Genomic DNA, 16,833 nt, shown 5'->3' on the forward strand with positions numbered 1-16,833 from the left:
AGCCCGACGTCGGTGAGGACGACACCCCGCCGACGGCCGACCTCGACGTCACCGAGACTTCCGACCCCGAATGACCTGATGTGTCGTTCAGTGTTTCCGATGACGACCAACGGAGGGATCATGAAGAAACAGAAGATCATCCGCCGCCGACCCGAACGGAAGGAACCCCCGGGCCTTTCTTCGGTCATCCCCACCTTCGCGACGGGGCTGGCGGTGCTTCTGGTGGTTTCGGCGTGCACCTCGATCGACGACGGTGCCGGTGAAGCGGCGCCGGCGTCTGCGCCTCCCGCGGGGCTGGCCGCGACGCCGCCCCGCGAGGTCGCGCAGCAGATCGACCGCGCCGACGTCGACGCCGCCGTCGAGGAGCTCGACGGTTTCGTGCACGACACGATGTCGCGCACCGGTGTTCCCGGGGTCGCGGTGGCGGTCGTCTACCAGGACGAGGTCGTCTACGCCCGAGGGTTCGGAGTCCGGAAGACGGGCGAACCGGCAGAGGTCGACACCAGCACCATGTTCCAACTGGCGTCCGTGTCGAAGTCGCTGGCCTCGAGCGTCGTGGCCGCGCAGGTCGGCTCTGGCAGGATCGCCTGGGACGACCCGGTCCGGACGCACGAGCCGAACTTCGCTGTGGCCGATCCGTACGTCACCGAGCACGCCACGTTCACCGATCTGATGTCGCATCGGTCGGGACTGCCCGACCACGGCGGCGACCTTCTCGAGGACCTCGGCTACGACTACGACGACATCGTCTCCAAGCTCGACCAGTATCCGCTGACCCGATTCCGAGACAGCTACGCGTACAGCAACTACGGGTTCTCGGTCGCCGGGATGGCTGCGGCCAAGGCCGAGGGGTTGACGTGGGCCGAGCTGTCCGAGCAGACCATCTACGAGCCACTCGGAATGGCCAACACCACGTCGTCGGTCGACGAGTGGCTCAACGCGGCGAACCGCGCCTCCACCCACGTGCTCGCCGAGCCGGATTCCACGAGCTGGCGCGTGGACGACACGAGCAACCCCGAGGCGCAGTCGCCTGCCGGCGGGGCCAGTTCGTCTGTCGATGACATGGCCCGATGGATGCGGATGGAACTGGCCGGCGGTCAGTTCGAGGGCCGCCAGATCGTCGCACCGGAGGCCCTGCAGTTCACACACCAAGCCCACGCCTTCTCGCATCCGGCCACGATCCCGGGCGCTCGAGACTCGTTCTACGGCACCGGGTTCACCATCGACACCGATGACGAGGGCCGGGTCCAGGTCGCTCACGCAGGCGCCTTCGCCCTCGGCGCCAGCACCGACGTGACCCTGCTGCCCAGCGAGGGCCTCGGCATCGTCGTGCTCGCCAACTCCGCGCCGGTCGGCGTGGCCGAGACCATCACCGCCCAGTTCCTCGACTACGTCAAGCACGGCACGCTGACCGTCGACTGGGCACCGTTCATCGCCGAGCGGTTCCGTCTCATGCTCGAGCACGCGGAGTCGCCGGTCGACTACGCGAACCCGCTGCCAGGCGCCGACGACCCGCAGCCGGCGAGCAGCTACGCCGGCGTCTACGCCAGCCCGCTGTACGGGGCGGCCGAGGTCGTCGCCGAGGGCGAGGAGCTGGTGCTGGTGCTGGGCAAGGACATGCAGTTGCGCTACCCGTTGACACATTTCGACAGCGACACCTTCTGGTTCCACACATCCGGAGAAAACGCCGTCGGTCCCACCGGCATCACCTTCGACGTCACCGCCGGAGCCTCGACGGCCTTCACCGTCGAGTACCTGGACACGCTCGGTCTCGGCACGTTCACCCGAAGCTGACCCACTCGGGCGCTCCACGCAGGAGCGCAGCTCGATTTCGGCGCCCGAACTCACCACATCTCACCGCAACCACCAAAGGAACACACCCCATGCGATCACGACCCCACACCATCACGGCAGGCGGGCAGCCCGCCGAACAGCGCCCCGCCCGCCACCCCGGACGGACCGCTGCGGTCGTCCTGGTGGTCGCCTCGGCCGCCATCGCCTCGGCGTGCTCCTCGTCCGGCGACTCATCGGCGCCGGGGAGCGCGGCGCCAGTTTCCACGAGTGTCCCGGACCCGAAGGCTTCGGACACGGCGCCGAACGATGCGCTCGTCGCCCTCGACGCCACGGCCATCGACGCGGTCGTCGACGACCTGGCGACCGAGCTCCACCAGACGGGCATGGTCGTGTTCATCCGAACACCCGACGGCGAGTACGTCAACACATGGGGAACCGACGCGGTCGACTCGACCGAGGTCCCGACGCTCGACACCAGGGTCCGCATCGGGTCGAACACCAAGACCTGGACCGGAACCGCCATCCTCCAGATGGTCGAGGAGGGCAAGCTGAGCATCGACGATGCGGTCAGCACCTACCGGCCAGACGTCCCCAACGGTGACAACATCACCATCGGCCAGCTGCTCGACATGCGCAGCGGCCTCTACAACTACACCGAAACCCTCGAGCTCAACACCGCCCTCGATGAGGCACCCGAGCGAGTCTGGACGCCGGAGGAACTGCTGGCGCTGGCCTTCGCCCACGAGCCGTACTTCGCCCCGGGAGAGGACTGGCACTACTCCAACACCAACACCATCCTGCTCGGGCTCATCGCCGAGGAACTCGACGCCAAGCCGATCGCCCAGATCTTCGAGGACCGCTTCTTCACTCCACTGGGCATGTCCGGGTCATCGTTCCCCGACGACACCGACACATCCATCCCGGACCCGTACGCAGACGGCTACACCTTCAACGGCAACGTCGAAACCATGGACGGCGACGAGGAGCTCCCGGCCGACCGGGTCGCAGCGATCGACGCCGGCGAGATCGAGCCCCCGAACCACACCAATGACAACCCCTCGTGGACGTGGTCGGCCGGTCAGGGCATCTCGACCGCCACCGACCTGGCCACCTGGGTCGAGGCCATGGTGAAGGGAGACCTGCTCGACCCCGCGACCCAGCAGCTGCGGATGGACAGCGTGCTCCCCACCGACCCGACCAATCCGAACGCCGCCGGCTACGGCTACGGCTTGGCGCAGATGGGTCCTCTCTTCGGACACACCGGAGCGCTGCCCGGCTACAACTCGTTCATGGGGTATGACCCGGCGAACGACGTGACCATCGTGATCTGGGGGAACCTGGCGCCCACCCCGCTCGGCGCAGCGCCGGCGGCACGGATGGCCGAGAATCTCATCCCCTACGTCTACAACATGCCGGCCCCGGAAGAGACCGACGACGTCGGCGAGATCGCGGATGCGAACTAGGCCCGGCCCCGGTGTTCGGACGGTGCTCGCCGCCGTCCTCGCAGCAGGTCTCCTGCTCGTGGCCGCCTGCAGCGACGATTCGGACACCTCCCCCGCGCCGGGAAGCGCATCGACACCGGCGGGTCGTGACCTCCCGGCCGATGCCGTCGCGATCATGGACTCCGAGCCCTACCTCGCGGCGCAGTGGCCGTATCTGGTGATCGATCCCGAATCCGGTGAGGTCGTCTACACCAACCTGGCCGACCAGCTGATGCTGTTGGCCTCGCAGACGAAGCACTTCGTGGTCGGCTCGGTCTACAACGACCTCGGCGCCGACACGATGCTCACCACTCCGGTGTATGCCACGGCCGCGCCGTCAGGCGGAACGCTCGACGGTGATCTGGTGCTCGTCGCCTCCGGCGACCTCGCACTCGGTGGCCGCAACGCAGCAGACGGCGAGTTCGACTTCGCCACGGAGGGCATCGACCACGTCTACGCCGATGCCCTCCCTGGTGCCGTCCTCGCGCCGGGTGACCCCCTCGCCGGGCTCGATGACATCGCCGCACAGGTGGCGGACTCGGGGGTCAGTCACATCGACGGCGACGTGCTCATCGACCCCCGCCTGTGGGAGACCTACTCGACGGTCGAGGGCCTCGTGCCCCCGATCTTCGTCAATGACAACCTCGTCGACCTCCAGGTCACGCCCGGTGAGCCCGGGCAACCGGCCACGATCGAGATGCTGCCGGTCAACAGCTTCTTCACCATCGACTCCCAGGTGATCACGGGGGCCGCTGACAGCGACGCGGATCTGCAGGTCGAAGCCGACGAAGCCGACCCGCGGATCATTCACGTCACTGGTTCGGCGCCCGCAGGCACGACCTCGCTCACGATCTATCGCGTCCCCGACGCCTCGTCGTGGGCTCGCGCGTTGTTCATCGATGCGCTACAGCGCGCGGGCATCACGGTGACCTCGACGGCCGAAGCGAACGACGAGACGAGTTTGCCCGCGGAGGGCAGCTACGAGGACGACCTGAAGGTGGCCAGCCTGGAGTCGGCGCCGCTCGGCGAAGCGGGCGCGATGATCCTCGCGACGAGCTACAACACCGGCGCCAACTCGTTCCTGTGCCAACTCGCTGTCGAAGCGGGCACGGATCAGTGTTCCGAGGGACTTCCCGCCGTGCGGACCCTTGCCGCAGAAGCCGGCATCTCATCGTCCGATCTCGTCTTGGTCGACGGGCAGGGTGGCGATCCCGCATCGGCGACCCCTGAAGCCGTCATCAAGTGGTTCGAGTGGGTGAACACGCAACCCTGGGCCTCCACCTTCTGGGCCGGGCAGCCGGTGCTCGGCGAGCGCGGTTCGCTCTCCGGCGTCGGCGTCGACAGCCTGGCCAAGGGCAAGGTGGTCGCCAAGACCGGCACATCCGCCGACGTCGAGCCCGACACTGGTCGTCTGATCATCAGCATGCAGGGCCTGTCCGGCTACCTCGACACCGGGGACGGCAAGCAGTTCCTGTTCGTCGTCGGCGTGAGTGGCGCTGTGTTTCCCGACCTGCCGCGTGGCGTTTTCCAAGTCGGGGATGACGTCGGCATGGTCGCCGCGGCGTTCCAACAGGCCCTGGCCACGTGACGATGAGCTGGTCTCGCGGTCAGGTGTCGTCAGGGGCTCCCTCGACGCGGTCGTTGCCGCGCTCGATCGACTCCTCGAGGATCGCCTGGGATCGTGACCGATGGGTCGTCGCCGGGGTGACGGTATCGGGCCACGTCTCGGTCTGATCGAGGGCCCAGTCGGCCCATTCGGCGATGTGGGCGAAGTGGTCGAGCATGAACCGGTTGGCCAGTACCAGGACGTGATGGCGCTCGGGGAAGGTGCCGCCGTCCTCGTCCAACATGGTGGCGGCGTGGGCCAGGTAGAGCGCCTGCTTTCTGATCGCGTGATCACGCATGGTCTCGAGATTGGTGCGCAGATCCTCGGTGGTCCCCGCGTCGGCGAGGATGACGCGGATCATGCCCTCGAACTCGAGCGCGGGCGGGAGCGACTCGGTGGCGAGCCAGTCGCGAAGGGCGCGACGCCCGGCCGACGTGATCGAGTACACCGTGCGTTTGCGCTTGCCGGTGGCTTCGGTCCGAGCCGTCACCAGGCCCTTCTTGAGGAGCCGCTTCGGAGCGTTGTACCGCTGGCGGTCAGCTCTCGCCCAGACATCGTCGAGGCCCCGACCGACCAGCACGGCGATCTCGTACGCGGACCGATCGGCGGATGTGAGCATCCCGAGGATCAGGTACGACGTCGGGTTGAGATCACCCTGTGCCACTGAGACCCTCCCACATCGTCGCCCGGCGACCCGCCATTCCGTGAGGTCGAGAGAACCATGGTTTCCATGGTACCGATCGTCAGGTTCCGGGGGTATATAGTGCAACTTACACTACATCACCCGCTGCGAGGCGAGCGACGGCCACCGGAGGAGATCATGATCATGAAGAGGATCACCTCCTGCCGAGGTGAGCGCCTTCCGGCTGCCGGCTCCCAGTCAGGCGTTCGCCGGGATCATGGATGCGGTGGACGAAACGGTCGAGCGAGCGAGGCAGCGTCATGACGCAGGACGGCTCATCGAGCTCGAGGCTGAGCCGTCGAGCGGTGCTCCGGGTCGGTGCCGGGGTGGGTGCCCTGGCTGCGTTCCCCACCTGGCTCAATGGTTGCGACAGCGACGACGAGCCGTCCTCGGTGTCGCAACCGGACATCTCGTCGAGCGCCTCGACCACAACCGCTCCGGCAGGTCGTCCCGGCTTCTCTCAACCGGAGGTGCTGTCGAGCGCAGGCGGTGACCTGGCAGTCGAACTGCGTTGTGCTCCTGCTCGTGTCGCCGTCCCCGGTGCCGGTGTGATCAGCACGTGGGCATACAACGGGTTGATCCCCGCATCGACCTGGGAACTGCAACCCGGCGATGTGTTGCGCGTCGACCTCGTCAACGACCTTCCCGAACTCGTCGATCCGCCGCCGGTCGACATGACCCGGCCACACGATTGGTCCACCACCAACTTGCACACCCATGGTCTGCACGTGTCGCCGATCGGCAACAGCGACAACGTGTTTCTCGCGGTTTCAGCCGGCGGGGACCAGGACTACGAGATCGAGATTCCCGACGATCACACTGGTGGTCTCTTCTGGTATCACCCCCACCGACACGGCGGAGTCTGTCATCAGGTGCGCGCCGGCATGGCAGGTGCCCTCATCATCCGCGGTGAACTCGACGAGGTTCCCGAGGTCGCGGTGGCGGCTGAACAGGTGATGGTGCTGCAGGCGATCGAACTCGACGACGATCTCGCACTGATGGACCCGATCCCCGATCCCACCAAGGAGGAGGCGTTCTTCCCCCGTCAGCAGATCCTCTACACGGTCAACGGTCTGATGAATCCCGTCATCCACATGTATCCCGGAGAAGTGCAGCGGTGGCGTCTCCTCAACGCGGCGGAGGGCAAGTTCATGTCGCTGCAGCTCGAAAACCACGACCTCCACGTCCTCGCCTGGGACGGACTCACTCTCGCCGCTCCCGATCCGACCGATGTGGCAATGATGTCGGCGTCCAACCGAGTCGATGTGCTGGTCCAGGCAGGCGAGCCGGGCACGTACGAGTTGATCCTGACACCGGGTTCGAGTCAGAAGCCGAACATCCCGGGCATGCCCGGGAATCGGTACATCGCGCCACCCCACGGTGGCGACACGAGCAATGCCGAACTCGTCCCCCGTTCGATCCTCACCCTCGAAGTGCTGGGTGAGGGCGAAGAGATGGCGTTGCCGACGTCGCTTCCGGCCTACGACCCACCGATCCTGCCGATCGCCCGGCGGCGTACGGTCCGCTACACCGTGAAACGTGACGGTGATCTCGAGTTCATGTCGTTCGGCATCGATGGCGACCCGTTCGACCCTTCTCGGATCCCGTACCGACCCCAGCTCGGAACGGCAGAGGAGTGGACGATCGTCAACGACCTCGACGAGAAACTCGACAACCACGCCCACGTGTTCCACATCCACGTGAACCCGTTCAAGGTCACCTGGATCAATGGAGAACGCCTCGACGAGCCACTGTGGCGGGACTCGTTCGTGCTCACCGGCAAGAACGGTGACTCGTTCACCTTCGAGACCAACTTCGACGACTTCCCGGGCACGTTCGTCGAGCACTGTCACGTCCTGTCCCACGAAGACCTCGGGATGATGGAGGCAATCGAAGTCGTCGACCCAGACGCACTGCCGCCGCCCGATGTGGAGACGACCGACGCGTCCAGCGACGGGCACGAGCACTGATCGCCACAACCCGTCGAACCGCCGGACGCCACCTCGACGATCTCGCACCGCCGCACCTGGAACGGACTCACCTCGAAAGGGATCGATGACATCTCGAACACGCCGCCAACTCTTGAGGGACGCCTCGATCGCCGCGCTCGGGATCGGGCTCGCGGGACCGCTCGCCGGGTGTGGCGATGACACCGTCTCGTCCACCAGCACGTGGTGGCCGACTCAGTCGCCCGGCAGCGCCGCGCTCGACGACCTTGCCAAGCAGATCTCTGGTGGCGTGCTGCGGCCGGGTGACGCCGGGTACGGGCCGACGTCGTTGCCTGCGAACGGACGCTTCCGCTCGATCCGCCCGGCGGCGATCGCTCGGTGCAACAACGCCGCAGATGTGGCGGCGGCGGTCACTTGGTCGGCCGACAACGGACTTGCCCCGACCGTGCGTGGCGGTGGCCACAGCTACTCGGGATTCTCGACGAGCCCCGACCTCATCCTCGACGTGTCGTCGATGAACTCAGTGACGGTCGACATGGCGGCCGGCACGATCACCACGGGTGGGTCAGCGCTCAACGGCGACATCCTCGACTTCACAACCGGCGGCCCGGTGTTCCTGCCCGGGGGGACATGCCGCGGCGTCGGCGTCGGCGGTCTCGCACTCGGCGGGGGAATCGGCTACAACGCCCACTGGGCGGGCCTGACCAGCGATCTCATGGTCGCCTCGACGATTGTCACCGCCGACGGCGAGGTGCGGACCCTGAGCGCTTCCGAACACGATGACTTGTTCTGGGCGTGCCGCGGCGGCGCCGGCGGCAACTTCGGCGTCAACACCCAGTTCACGTTCGCGCTCACCGACGCACCGCGCGACGACATCAGCTTCTACCGGTTCGAGTGGACCGGGGCCGAACGCGCGGCGCAGGTGCTCGCCACCTTCGATCAGATGCTGGTCGACGCCCCTGCGGCGCTGAACGCCGTGGCGATGGCCGAGGCGACGAGCATCGACGGGGGAAGTCCCCGTGACGCCATCTCGGTGATGTCGCGTGGACAGTACATCGGCCCGATCGAGGAGCTCGGCGATCTGGTCGCACCGCTGCTCGCCGTCGACGAACCCGATTCGACCACACTGAAGACGCTCGCGTTCTGGGACGCCCAAGAAGGCTTCGCGAGCGGTGCGAGCGCGAACCACTCCTGGGGCGACATCTCCCGATACGCGGCTCAACCAATTCCAGCATCGGCGGTCGACGAGCTCGTCGACCTGCTGGTCGAGTGTCCACACCGCAGCGCTGACGCGAACGGGTCGCTGTGGTCGCTGGGGTGGATCGGCGGTGACGTCATCGACAAGTTCGACCGCACCGAGACTGCCTATGTCCACCGCGGTATGAACACGCTGTGGCGTCCCACGACCGTGTGGCCCAATGACGCAAACCCGAGTGTCGGTCGCGACCTGAACGAGTGGACGGCGGCGATGATCGGGGTCCTCGCACCGCACACCCCGCCAGAGAGCTACCAGAATTTCCCGAACCGCGACATCGTCGACCCGCTGGAGGAGTACTACGCGGAGAACCTCGACCGCCTCATCGACATCAAGACCGACTACGACCCGACTGACCTCTTCACCAACCCTCAAGGAATCCCCATCCGTTCCGGTTGATCCCTGACACTCGTTCCCATGCGGGAGATGAGGGTGAGTGCTCAGAAGCATCGAGCCCTCGCCTCGGACCGGCTCTGCCGTCAGGGTTTCTGTGGATCAGGACGCCGAACCAGCGGTACCGGCGAGGAGGTCCTCGGCGGCCGCGAGTTCGTCGCTGGTGCCGATGAGTCCGAGCAGGTCGCCGTCGGCGAGAACTGTCGTCGGCGACGGATTGGCAACGATCTGTCCGTCGTGCATGATCGCAACGACCGAGGCTCCCGTGCGGTGTCGCAGATGGGTGTCGCCGAGCGTTGATCCGGCGAATCGGGTCTGGTCGGGCAGGGTGTGCCAGGCGATGTCGACGCCCCGCACGGTGGTGAGGAGTTGGTCGAGCGCCGGCGCGGATTGCGGCGTGTTGTCGTCGCTGTCGTCGTGGCTCTGGTAGGCGTCGCGTCGGATCGCATCGGTGTACGGCTGCAGCCGGCTCATCGGATACTGCAGCTCGAACAGTGTGTGGCGCACGATCTCGAGTCCGCCTTCGAGTTCGGGGTTGATGACGTGGCGAGCGCCAAGTTGGTGGAGGCGGCGCACTCCGTTGAGGGTGCCGGCGCGGGCGATGATCGCGAGGTCGGGCGCAAGGTCGTGGGCGGCGGTGACGACGAGTTCGGCGGCGGTTTGGTTGGGCAGGGTGACGACGAGCGCCTTGGCCCTGTTGAGGCCGGCGTGGTCCAAGATGTTGGAGTTCGATGCGTCGCCGAAGAGCGCCGTCAGTCCGTCGGCTTCGGCACTCTCGACGCTGGGGGCAGCGATGTCGACGATCAGGAGGGGCGTGTCGAGTTCGCGCAGCGCTCGCGCGGTTTGATGTCCGACCCGGCCGTGGCCGACGACGACGACGTGGTCGTGGAGGGTCTCGTCGGCGATCGTGATGCCCGGTTCGGAGTCGCGCATGCGCCGGCCGACGAATGGCGTTCGTAGCAGTGTGCGTTCGGTGGCCGGCATGAGGCGGTACATGATCGGGTTGACCATGATCGACAGCACCGCGGCCGCGAGGATGATCGCGTACTGGTCCAGGTCGAGCAGGTCGAGGGCCAGCCCGGCTTGTCCGACGATGAAGCTGAACTCACCGATCTGGCTGAGCCCGGCGGCGACGACGACGAGTTCACGCCCTGCCCTTGGTATGAGGAACGCCAAGCCCAGTGTGATCATGGTCTTGCCAACCACGACGAGGATGGTGAGCACGATCACCTCGTCGAGATGGTCGATGACCACGTCGATGTCGACGGCCATGCCGACCGAGACGAAGAACAGCACCGCGAACAGGTCTCGGAACGGGAGCACCTCAGCTTCGATCTGGTGGTGGATGCTGGTGCCGCCCATCACGATGCCGGCGAGGAAGGCACCGAGCGCGAACGACACGCCGAACAACTCGTACGCGACATATGCAGTGCTCGCAGCGAGCGAGAACACGGCCAACAGGAACAACTCCCGCGATCGAGTGCGGGCGATCCGAACGAGCACCCAGGGCAGGACGCGGACGCCGACGACCAGCACCAGGACGATGAAGCCGGCTGCTTTGGCGAGCGCCGCGACGATCCCGCCGACGTCAGTGCCCCCACTGTCGGCCCCCGGGTCGCCGACGATCGCAGGCAGCAACACGAGGATCGCGACCGTCGCGAGGTCTTCGAGGATCAGCCATCCGACGGCGGTGGTGCCGCCGGAGGTGTTGAGCAGGCCCCGGTCGGTGAGCCCGCGAAGCAACACGACGGTACTCGCGATCGACATCGCGAGGCCGAGCACGAGCGATGCACCGATCGACCAACCCCACACGTAGTGGGCGACGAGCCATCCAAGCGCCGTCGACAATCCCATCTGTGCGAGCGCCCCCGGTACGGCGACACGTTTCACTCGGGCGAGGTCGCGGAGCGAGAAGTGGAGGCCGACACCGAACATCATGAAGATCACGCCGAACTCGCCGAGTTGGACTGCGGCGTGGTCATCCGCGGTGAAGCCTGGCGTCGACGGTCCGACGAGCACTCCGCCGAGCAGGTAGCCGACGATCACCGGCACGCCGATCCGACGGGCTGCGTAGCCGCACACCAGCGCCGCCAGGACCCCCATCGCCACCGTCGCGATCAGCGTGACTTCATGTTCCACGCGGGCACCCCCGTGACGGCTGACTGGTCGCCGTACCGTCGATCCCGTATTCGCCGGCGTTCATGTGGTCCCGACTGCCGGACGATCGGCCCCGTTCAGGGCACGGATGACGGAGACGTGTCGTCCTCGGTGTGCGGCGATCGCCACCCGGTCCCCGGCGCACAAGGCGAGATCTGGATCGTGCTCCACGATCTCGGCGGTCTGATCACGGATGACCGCCAACACCGCGACGTCGGACCCGAATTCGCCGAGAGTCTCACGAGCGGACCTTCCGATCGCCGGTGCACCGTCGGCGACGGTGATCGTCTGGACGATCACCTGATCGGCGGGAACCGTGTCGTCCGGTGACGTGACCGAGAACTGGGCACCGAGCAGCAGCGCGCCGATCGTCACCGCTTGGTCGCGGTCGAGGTCGATGAGCGTGGCGGCGTCGTCGTCGCCGACCGAGCGGCGCGTGAGTTGACGCCGGCCGTTGCGCAACGCCACCATGCCCAGCACGTGGTTCTCATCGAGTTGCAACTCGAAGCGTTGTCCGAGGCCCGGAAGTGGTTGTTCGTAGACATTGATCGAGTTCATCGAATCGGCTTCCTGTTGAGATGGGGTCTGGGCGCCGGGTGAGCTACCCAGTTGGTCGTGTCCGTCCACGATCAGACGGTGACGATCGAGTTCATGGAACGTCCTCCGGGTCGTTCACGTCGGCGGGGACACCCGCCGCTGCAAGGTCGTCATCGATGGTCGACGGGATCACTGCCGAACCATTCACCAGGTCGGCCCTCGACACTTCGACCGTGCCGGCGGGCGCGCCGGCCGTCCGGAGGTGCAATACCCACGTGGAGCCTCGATCGATGACGTCGGGCATCGACTTGGTCGCCCTCGGACCGACGATCGTCACGAAGCTCAAACTGGCGTCGTCGGGTGTCGACGCGTTGATGTACAACCGATGATCGCTCGGGTTGTCGATCGTCACCGTGACCCGATCCGGCTCGGCCGGCAACATCAACCCGATCGAGACCGTCACCACGACGGCGACGATCAGGCTCCACCAATCCACAGCGGCGCCCGACCGACTCGACACATCGAGGTCCCGGTTGCGTGTCGTGAGCCTCATGTCACCGACCGATCCACGGCGTCACCGGCGCGACGATCGCAACCGGATGGACGACCGCCAGCGGCGACGAGCGCGCCGCGTCTCGTCGCCCTCTCTCCATCGAGAACCCAGCGCCGGGGCACCCGAGCCGACCAGGCGCGCGCGATCAGATGGATGTCGAAATCAGACTTCGTTTCGTGCATGTTGCCCGTCTCTCGATCTCGCGGGCGGACAGGATCACCGTCGGCCCGTTGCGAGTGCGACTACCGGGAATAGGTACGACCGGGCACGAGCCGCGGCCGTACAGATCAACGTCAGATCAGGGTCAGATCGACGTCAGCACGAAGTTCAGGGGCGGACCACGTCCACACGCACAGGTCGCGACCTCGCCCACACGCAACCGGTCGACGTCGTCGACGCGCTCAGACAGTGCCGTCCGAGTCGCCACCTCCACGACCGGCATCACCGCCGCGGTCAAGTGCAGCGCTTTCGAGTCGATGCGATCGAACCGACCCCCGACATCGACCGCCGACGTCTTCGTGAGATCCCGACGGACAACCGGAGTGGCCGAGAACAACTGGTGCGATGGATCCGACACCGCGGCCTCGGACTGAACCCCGCCGAAGTGTCCACCCGTATCCCCACCGGACACCGCGCTCAACACCACCACTGCAAACGCCAGCAGCAGCACTCGCGCCGAACGACCCATGGGGGCCGACCCTACCCGGATGTCATCGCTCCGCTCATGAGCCTCCGACCGTCCCCGAACCGTTCGGGATGTCGGCGGGCGTCGGGTCCGAGCGCGACCGTCGAGGTGGTCGGAAAGCCCCGAAGGTGTGAGACTGATCGTCATGAGTGCTGGGTGCTGCGATGCGGACGACGAAGCACTCGTCGTGCTGCGCGATCGCCAGCGGACGGTGCTGTGGATGGTGCTCGGGATCAATGCCGTGCTCTTCGTCGCCGAGTTCGGCGTCGGCTGGTGGGCGGGATCCTCGGCGCTCCTCGCCGATTCGCTCGACATGCTCGGCGATGCGTTCGTGTATGCGTTCAGCCTGTGGGTGCTGCATCGGGGGACCCGGTGGCGGGCGCGAGCGGCGCTCTCCAAAGGTGTCGTGCAGCTCGTGTTCGGTCTCATGGTGCTGGGTCAGGCCGCGTGGCGCGCTGTCGACGGCACGCCGCCGGTCGCCGACGCGATGGCAATCATGGGGCTCGTCGCGCTCGCCGGGAACACGTGGGCGTTCGCGCTCCTGTGGCGGCACCGTTCCGACGACATCAACATGACTTCGACGTGGCTGTGCTCGCGAAATGACCTGATCGCCAACGCTGCGGTGCTCGCTGCGGCTGCGGCGGTCTGGCAACTCGACAGCGTCTGGCCCGATGTGATCGTCGGCGTCGCGATCGCGGTGCTCTTCCTTCGGACCGCTCGCGACGTGATCCGCGACGCGCGGCGCGAGTTGGCGGAAGCTGGCGAGGAGCTGGCGGAAGTCACGGCTCCATAGGGCCCGCCACGACCTGGTCGCCGGGTGGAGCAGCGGCTGGTCGTCCGACCCGTCGGACCGCCGCGACCGTTCCAGCCCGCTCGCTCTGGGTGTTTTCTGTCAGGTTTGCGGTATGACAGATCTCGACACCGACGCCCGTGCCGACGCAGCTCGTACTCCGTGGTACCTCGAAGGGAACTTCGGGCCCGTATTCGACGAGGTCACCGACCTCGATTTGCGGGTGACGGGTTCCATCCCGCCGTCGCTGTCGGGCCGCTACCTGCGCACCGGGTCCAATCCGCCCTCGGGGGTGTCGAGCCACTGGTTCGCCGGTGACGGGATGGTGCACGGCGTGCGCCTCGACGCCGGCAACGCGGTCTGGTACCGCAACCGGTACGTCCGGACCACCAAGTTCCTGAGGGGCCTCGATGCGACCGACCCGGACGTGTTCGCCGACCCGACGGCCGGCTCGGGGAACACGAGCGTGCAGGCCCATGCCGGACGGATCTGGGCGCTGGAGGAGCTCCACCTTCCGTACGAGATGAGCCCGGAACTCGACACGATCGGCAGTGACGACTTCGGCGGCAGGCTCACGACGGCGTTCACCGCACACCCGAAGCTGTGCCCCGAGACCGGAGAGCTGCACTTCTTCGGTTACTCCCCGTTGCCTCCGTTCCTGACGTACCACGTTCTCGATGCGAGCGGAGCGCTCGTCCATTCCACCGAGATCGACGTGCCGAAGGGCACGATGATGCACGACTTCATGATCACCCGAGACCACGCCATCTTCATGGACCTTCCGATCGTGTTCGATCTGTCGAACCTGGAGTCGCCGATCGGGTGGGACGACACCTACGGCGCCCGCATCGGCATCATGCCGCGCATGGGAACGAACGCAGACATCCGCTGGTTCGAGATCGACCCGTGCTACGTGTTCCACCCCCTCAACGCCTACGTCGACGGCAACCTGGTCGTCTGCGATGTCGGCCGTCACGCGTCGATGTCGATGGAACCGGAGGTCTACACCCCTCCGGCACATCTGCACCGGTGGACCTTCGACCTGGCATCGGGTGCCGTCAACGAGGAGCGGATCGACGAGCGGACGCATGCCTTCTCGCGTGTCGATGACCGCGTCGTCGGCCTTCCGCACCGGTACGGCTGGGGAGTGAGCCACCGCGACGGCAGCGAAACCACACTTCGTGAACCCGGAGTCGTCGTGAGGTGGGATGTCGTCAACGGCACGCAGGACACCTACGACCTCGGGCCCGATGCATTCCCGAGTGAGTTCGTCTTCGTGCAAGACGATGATGCTGCGGGCGAAGACGAGGGCTGGGCGATCGGGTTCGTGTACAACGCGTCCGAGGACTCCTCCGACCTCGTCATCCTCGATGCATCGGCGCCCGGCAGCGATCCGGTCGCCCGGATCCATCTCCCGCAACGCGTGCCGTTCGGTTTCCACGGCAGCTGGGTCGACGACTCGGTCCTCCCCAACTGACGACCGACTCCGCGCCCACGCGCCTCGGACGTCGACCACGTCGTCGACGCCGAGCAGCTCCACCGAACCCGGCCAGACCAGGACCACGGCGTCGCGAGTTGATCGGCGCTCGGCGCCGTACGTTGAGTTGGAGTCGCCGCGCTCGAAGGATCAGTATTCGTCCCATGGTGGGACGAGCGCAGCGCGGCAGGTCGATCCGTGGGTCGAAGAGTTCCCGATGAGCGACTCGCCGATCGGGATCGTCGGTGGAGGCATCGTCGGGCTCGCGGTCGGTCGCGAACTGACGTTGCGGTATCCCGGTGTCGAGGTCCAGGTCTTCGAGAAGGAGGATGAACTCGCCTCGCACCAGACCGGGAACAACTCGGGTGTCGTCCATGCTGGGATCTACTACCAGCCGGGCAGTCTGAAGGCCCAGCTGTGTACCCGCGGCCGCGTGTTGCTGCGGGAGTTCTGCCTGGAACGGGACCTTCCCTACGACGAGGTCGGCAAACTCGTCGTCGCCGTCGATCCGTCGGAGATGGGCCGACTCGACGCACTCGAACGTACCGCCCGCGAGAACCAGGTACCCGGACTGCGGCGCGTCGACGGCCGGGAGATCAACGAGATCGAGCCCCACGCCGAGGGGATCGCGGCGTTGCATTCGCCCGCGACCGCGATCACCGATTTCGCGGCGGTCGCTCGTGCCTATGCGAGTGACATCGAGGCGGCCGGCGGCACGATCCGACTTTCGACGGAGGTCACTCGGATCAACGTGTCTGCCGGGTCGATTGAACTCACAACGGGTGCCGCAACCCACCGTGTCGGCCGTCTCGTCATCTGTGCCGGGCTCCAGGCCGACCGAGTCTCTGCCCCGGTCGACGGCGAACCGAGTCCGCGAATCGTTCCGTTTCGCGGCGAATACATGGACATCTCCCCGGCCAAACGCGACTTGGTACGGGGGTTGATCTATCCGGTTCCCGATCCCCGGTATCCGTTTCTCGGGGTGCATTTCACGCGGCGCGTGTCGGGTGTCGTCGATGTCGGGCCGAACGCGGTGCTCGCTCTCGATCGCGAGGGGTATCGACGGAGCGACGTCCGACTCGCGGACGTCGCGAACTATGCGACGTGGCCCGGTTTCTGGAGGATGGCGCGGACGCATTGGCGAACCGGCATCAAGGAGGTGCGCGGCTCACTGTCGATCCGCAGCTACATGCAGGAGGCATCGCGCTATGTCCCCGAGATCGGTGCTGCTGATGTGGAGCGCGGCGGCGTCGGGATTCGCGCACAGGCACTCGACCGCGATGGATCGCTGGTCGACGACTTTCGGATCAACGAGACGAACGGCGTCGTGAGTGTCCGCAATGCTCCGTCGCCGGCGGCCACGTCGAGCCTCGCGATCGCCGAGCACGTCGTCGATCGCATGACTCAGTCCTGAACCGGGAGCTGCCGGACCACCGACTTCGGTCGTTCTCGTGAACAGTTCGCGCACGGAGCG

The 16,833-nt window shown here is 66.5% G+C and carries 13 protein-coding genes; 8 read left to right on the forward strand and 5 right to left on the reverse strand.

Annotated elements, in window-relative coordinates:
* Positions 1 to 120 precede the first annotated feature (120 nt).
* From ON45_RS11645 to ON45_RS11655, 3 genes are all read left to right on the forward strand, one after another.
* Positions 121 to 1,794, forward strand: a complete 1,674-nt coding sequence (locus tag ON45_RS11645; protein ID WP_040494067.1) for a serine hydrolase — start codon at positions 121 to 123, stop codon at positions 1,792 to 1,794.
* Between the two features lie 89 nt (positions 1,795 to 1,883).
* Positions 1,884 to 3,257 carry a serine hydrolase domain-containing protein gene (locus ON45_RS11650; protein ID WP_051062943.1) on the forward strand — a complete coding sequence of 458 codons (1,374 nt, stop codon included), beginning with the start codon at positions 1,884 to 1,886 and terminating at the stop codon, positions 3,255 to 3,257.
* A 22-nt stretch (positions 3,258 to 3,279) separates the two neighbouring features.
* Positions 3,280 to 4,863 (forward strand): D-alanyl-D-alanine carboxypeptidase/D-alanyl-D-alanine-endopeptidase, encoded by a 1,584-nt coding sequence (locus ON45_RS11655; RefSeq protein WP_040494068.1) that lies wholly within the window; start codon positions 3,280 to 3,282, stop codon positions 4,861 to 4,863.
* A 19-nt stretch (positions 4,864 to 4,882) separates the two neighbouring features.
* Here the strand turns inward: ON45_RS11655 and ON45_RS11660 are convergent, their stop codons facing one another.
* Positions 4,883 to 5,545 carry a PadR family transcriptional regulator gene (locus ON45_RS11660; protein WP_040494069.1) on the reverse strand — a complete coding sequence of 221 codons (663 nt, stop codon included), beginning with the start codon at positions 5,543 to 5,545 and terminating at the stop codon, positions 4,883 to 4,885.
* A gap of 278 nt (positions 5,546 to 5,823) precedes the next feature.
* Between ON45_RS11660 and ON45_RS11665 the strand changes: the two genes are divergently transcribed.
* Positions 5,824 to 7,533, forward strand: a complete 1,710-nt coding sequence (locus ON45_RS11665; RefSeq protein WP_083914832.1) for a multicopper oxidase family protein — start codon at positions 5,824 to 5,826, stop codon at positions 7,531 to 7,533.
* An 85-nt stretch (positions 7,534 to 7,618) separates the two neighbouring features.
* Positions 7,619 to 9,166 (forward strand): FAD-binding oxidoreductase, encoded by a 1,548-nt coding sequence (locus ON45_RS11670; RefSeq protein WP_040494070.1) that lies wholly within the window; start codon positions 7,619 to 7,621, stop codon positions 9,164 to 9,166.
* Positions 9,167 to 9,262: 96 nt separating this feature from the next.
* Here ON45_RS11670 and ON45_RS11675 read toward each other — a convergent pair whose 3' ends face one another.
* The 4 genes from ON45_RS11675 to ON45_RS11695 all read right to left on the reverse strand — a co-directional run bounded on the left by ON45_RS11675 (position 9,263) and on the right by ON45_RS11695 (position 13,095).
* Positions 9,263 to 11,299, reverse strand: a complete 2,037-nt coding sequence (locus ON45_RS11675) for a monovalent cation:proton antiporter family protein (protein ID WP_085946539.1) — start codon at positions 11,297 to 11,299, stop codon at positions 9,263 to 9,265.
* Between the two features lie 60 nt (positions 11,300 to 11,359).
* Positions 11,360 to 11,875, reverse strand: a complete 516-nt coding sequence (locus ON45_RS11680; protein WP_040494072.1) for a cation:proton antiporter regulatory subunit — start codon at positions 11,873 to 11,875, stop codon at positions 11,360 to 11,362.
* A 91-nt stretch (positions 11,876 to 11,966) separates the two neighbouring features.
* Positions 11,967 to 12,407 carry a hypothetical protein gene (locus tag ON45_RS11685; RefSeq protein ID WP_040494073.1) on the reverse strand — a complete coding sequence of 147 codons (441 nt, stop codon included), beginning with the start codon at positions 12,405 to 12,407 and terminating at the stop codon, positions 11,967 to 11,969.
* A 304-nt stretch (positions 12,408 to 12,711) separates the two neighbouring features.
* The gene (locus tag ON45_RS11695) at positions 12,712 to 13,095 is read right to left on the reverse strand and encodes a hypothetical protein (protein WP_040494076.1); all 384 of its coding nucleotides are present in this window, start codon (positions 13,093 to 13,095) and stop codon (positions 12,712 to 12,714) included.
* Positions 13,096 to 13,237: 142 nt separating this feature from the next.
* Here ON45_RS11695 and ON45_RS11700 point away from each other — a divergent pair, with 142 nt between their 5' ends.
* The 3 genes from ON45_RS11700 (at position 13,238) to lhgD (ending at position 16,773) form a co-directional block, all read left to right on the forward strand.
* A complete protein-coding gene (locus ON45_RS11700; protein ID WP_040494077.1) occupies positions 13,238 to 13,885 on the forward strand; it encodes a cation diffusion facilitator family transporter in 648 nt (215 codons plus the stop codon).
* Between the two features lie 112 nt (positions 13,886 to 13,997).
* Positions 13,998 to 15,359 (forward strand): carotenoid oxygenase family protein, encoded by a 1,362-nt coding sequence (locus ON45_RS11705; RefSeq protein WP_040494078.1) that lies wholly within the window; start codon positions 13,998 to 14,000, stop codon positions 15,357 to 15,359.
* 217 nt (positions 15,360 to 15,576) lie between these two features.
* The gene (gene lhgD, locus ON45_RS11710; protein ID WP_040494082.1) at positions 15,577 to 16,773 is read left to right on the forward strand and encodes an L-2-hydroxyglutarate dehydrogenase; all 1,197 of its coding nucleotides are present in this window, start codon (positions 15,577 to 15,579) and stop codon (positions 16,771 to 16,773) included.
* The last annotated feature ends 60 nt before the right edge of the window (positions 16,774 to 16,833 follow it).

The sequence above is a fragment of the Ilumatobacter nonamiensis YM16-303 genome, from assembly GCF_000350145.1.
GTDB lineage: Bacteria > Actinomycetota > Acidimicrobiia > Acidimicrobiales > Ilumatobacteraceae > Ilumatobacter_A > Ilumatobacter_A nonamiensis.

Excerpts from the sequence above, each read along its gene's own strand:
- ON45_RS11650 (WP_051062943.1), top strand. The coding sequence starts at position 1,884 with ATGCGATCACGACCCCACACCATCACGGCAGGCGGGCAGCCCGCCGAA.
- ON45_RS11705 (WP_040494078.1), top strand. The coding sequence starts at position 13,998 with ATGACAGATCTCGACACCGACGCCCGTGCCGACGCAGCTCGTACTCCG.
- ON45_RS11685 (WP_040494073.1), bottom strand. The coding sequence starts at position 12,407 with ATGAGGCTCACGACACGCAACCGGGACCTCGATGTGTCGAGTCGGTCG.
- ON45_RS11680 (WP_040494072.1), bottom strand. The coding sequence starts at position 11,875 with ATGAACTCGATCAATGTCTACGAACAACCACTTCCGGGCCTCGGACAA.
- ON45_RS11665 (WP_083914832.1), top strand. The coding sequence starts at position 5,824 with ATGACGCAGGACGGCTCATCGAGCTCGAGGCTGAGCCGTCGAGCGGTG.
- ON45_RS11645 (WP_040494067.1), top strand. The coding sequence starts at position 121 with ATGAAGAAACAGAAGATCATCCGCCGCCGACCCGAACGGAAGGAACCC.
- lhgD (WP_040494082.1), top strand. The coding sequence starts at position 15,577 with ATGAGCGACTCGCCGATCGGGATCGTCGGTGGAGGCATCGTCGGGCTC.
- ON45_RS11670 (WP_040494070.1), top strand. The coding sequence starts at position 7,619 with ATGACATCTCGAACACGCCGCCAACTCTTGAGGGACGCCTCGATCGCC.
- ON45_RS11695 (WP_040494076.1), bottom strand. The coding sequence starts at position 13,095 with ATGGGTCGTTCGGCGCGAGTGCTGCTGCTGGCGTTTGCAGTGGTGGTG.
- ON45_RS11700 (WP_040494077.1), top strand. The coding sequence starts at position 13,238 with ATGAGTGCTGGGTGCTGCGATGCGGACGACGAAGCACTCGTCGTGCTG.